This window comes from Microbacterium sp., assembly GCF_030149085.1.
GTDB lineage: Bacteria > Actinomycetota > Actinomycetes > Actinomycetales > Microbacteriaceae > Microbacterium.
The window spans coordinates 1-2,338 of the sequence record NZ_JASBSF010000003.1 but is presented as its reverse complement, the minus strand read 5'-3'; the positions used below and the strand labels follow the sequence as shown (position 1 = coordinate 2,338).

Annotated in this window: 1 protein-coding gene and 1 pseudogene; both read right to left on the bottom strand. The window is 69.2% G+C overall.

What is annotated here, in order from left to right; all coding sequences use genetic code 11:
- Nucleotides 1-1,754 (bottom strand): proline dehydrogenase family protein (locus Q1V87_RS00100; protein WP_300590323.1); only part of this gene is annotated, 1,754 nt, incomplete at its 3' end.
- Between the two features lie 341 nt (nucleotides 1,755-2,095).
- Nucleotides 2,096-2,338: pseudogene (locus tag Q1V87_RS00095) on the bottom strand (4-hydroxybenzoyl-CoA thioesterase); the annotation flags it as partial.

Below are 2,338 nucleotides of genomic sequence, written 5' to 3'. Positions count from 1 at the left end.
GCGTCCGCGACCCGGGATGCCTCGATCGTGGCATCCCCTGCCGTCGAAACCGCCATGCGCTCGAGCACCTGCCGGGCCCACTCACGGTTCGCCGGCAGAGCCGGGTCGGTGTCGCGAGCGTTGCGGAACCCCGGCGCGCCGGCTGCAACGCCGTCGGACTCGGTCGCGGAGTAGATCGCCGTCTCGACGTACTCAACGCCCCCGAAGCGGGCGATTCCATCGTCGGATGCCGCGGAGCTGGCGATTCCGAGCACGGCCTGCGTCAGACCACCGACATGGGGCGGCGGGGCATCTCGCAGGATGCGCGGATCAGCGGATCCGTCGGCGGCTTCCTCGGCCACGCGGCTCTGCCGGCGGTTGGTCCCGATCGGCAGCGCCGGATCGGCAGCCCTCTCGAGCGATGCGATGAAGCGATCCCGCTCCCGCTCGAACAGCGCGGGATCGTCGGCCAGATCGAAGGCTGCCGACAGGAAGTTCTCGCTCGATGCGTTCTCTTCGAGTCGGCGCACGAGATAGCTGATGGCGACGTCGAACTCCTGCGGGTGCACAACCGGCACATACAGGAGCACGTGTCCGACCTCGCGCGAGATCGCCGCGACCTGCCCCTGCGCCATGCCCAGGAGCATCTCGACCTCGATGTCTTCGCGCACACCTCGCTCGCCGGCCAGCAGCCACGCGTATGCGATGTCGAAGACGTTGTGCCCCGCGACGCCGAGCCGCACAGCATCCGTGTTCTTCGGCTGCAGCGCCTCGTCGAGGCAGCGCAGGTAGTTGGCGTCGGTGTCGAGCTTGCGGTCGTAGGTCGCCAGGGGCCAGTCGTGCATGATCGCGTCCACCCGCTCCATCGCGAGGTTGGCGCCCTTGACAAGCCGGATCTTGATGCGAGCACCGCCGCCCGCGACGCGCTGGCGCGCCCAGGCCGTGAGCTCCCGCAGCGCGGGGAGCGCATCGGGCAGGTAGGCCTGCAGCACGATCCCCGCCTCGAGGTCACGCAGCCGCTCGTCCTCGAGGATGCGGGTGAACACCGCGATCGTGAGGTCGAGGTCGCGGTACTCCTCCATGTCGAGGTTGATGAAGGTGCGGCCGCCGTTCTCCGGCAGCCCCGCGGCGGCAGTGAGGTACAGCGGCGTGAGGCGCTCGACGACGGCATCCACGATCTCATCGAAGGCCCACATCGAGATGTGGCTCGCGATCGCCGAGACCTTCACCGAGACGTAGTCGACGTCGGGGCGACGGATGAGGTCGTGGATGCCCTCGAGCCGGCGCAGCGCCTCGCGTTCGCCGAGGACGGCCTCGCCCAGCAGATTGAGGTTCAGTTTCGCGCCGCCCTCGCGCAGCGCCGCGATCGCAGGCCCGAGCTTTTCGGGGCGAGCGTCGACGACGAGGTGCGAGACCATCTCGCGCAGGGCGCGGCGGGCGATTGGCACGACAGGAGAAGGGAGCACGGGAGCCACCGCCCCGCCGACCTTCACGGCACCCCGGAGGTACCAGGGCAGAAACTCCGGCGCGAGCGGCGCGATGCGAGAGAGCGTGGATGCTGCGGCGGTGAGGCTCTCGGGCCGCATGACACCGTCGACGAAGCCGATCGTGAACGGCAGGCCGTTCGGATCCTTCAGGACTCCGGCGAGGCGCTGGGCCGAGGCATCAGCGGGGAACTCGGCGGCTTCGGCGATCCAACGCGCGGCGAGGTCGATCGCGCGCTGCGCCAGGTCGCCCGACGGCGCGGATGGCGCCGTGTCGGGGGTCTCGTGCATGCGATCAGCCTACGTCCGGGCGACCCGCAGAAGAGGTTGCGCCAGGCGGGCATCCGGGGCGGGTGTCTGGCCTGTGGCTAACTCCTCATATCCGCGTCGACTGGCGCATACCTAAGCCGCGAAACCGGCCGAATCGGTTTGAGGATGAGGAGTTAACCGTGCAGCAGCACGACCACATGATCGCGGCGAGAGTCGGGCGCTAACCCGCGATGGACGACTCAGGATGTCACTAACTCCTCACATCCGGCCCGCGTCGACCCATACGGCGGCGCTGACCCTGCCGTGTGGCCCGATCTTGAGGAGTTAGCGACGCGGCCCCGGCGCCCAGTATCTGGCCCGGGTCAACGCCAGACGCTCGGCGCCTCGGCCTTCGTGGGAGGGAGGGCGGATGCCGCTGCCCAGTCGTGGATCCAGGACGAGACATCCGGGGTGTCGTCGGGGCGGCCGACGGCGGCGAAGAACTCGTCGTGGGTGACCGTTCCGCCAGCGCGCTTGAGCATGCGCGAGCGGATGATCGCACGGGCGAAGATCTCGCCGTTCACGACGGCGCGATGCTCGAGGTACAGCGCCTTGTCGTCGTGACC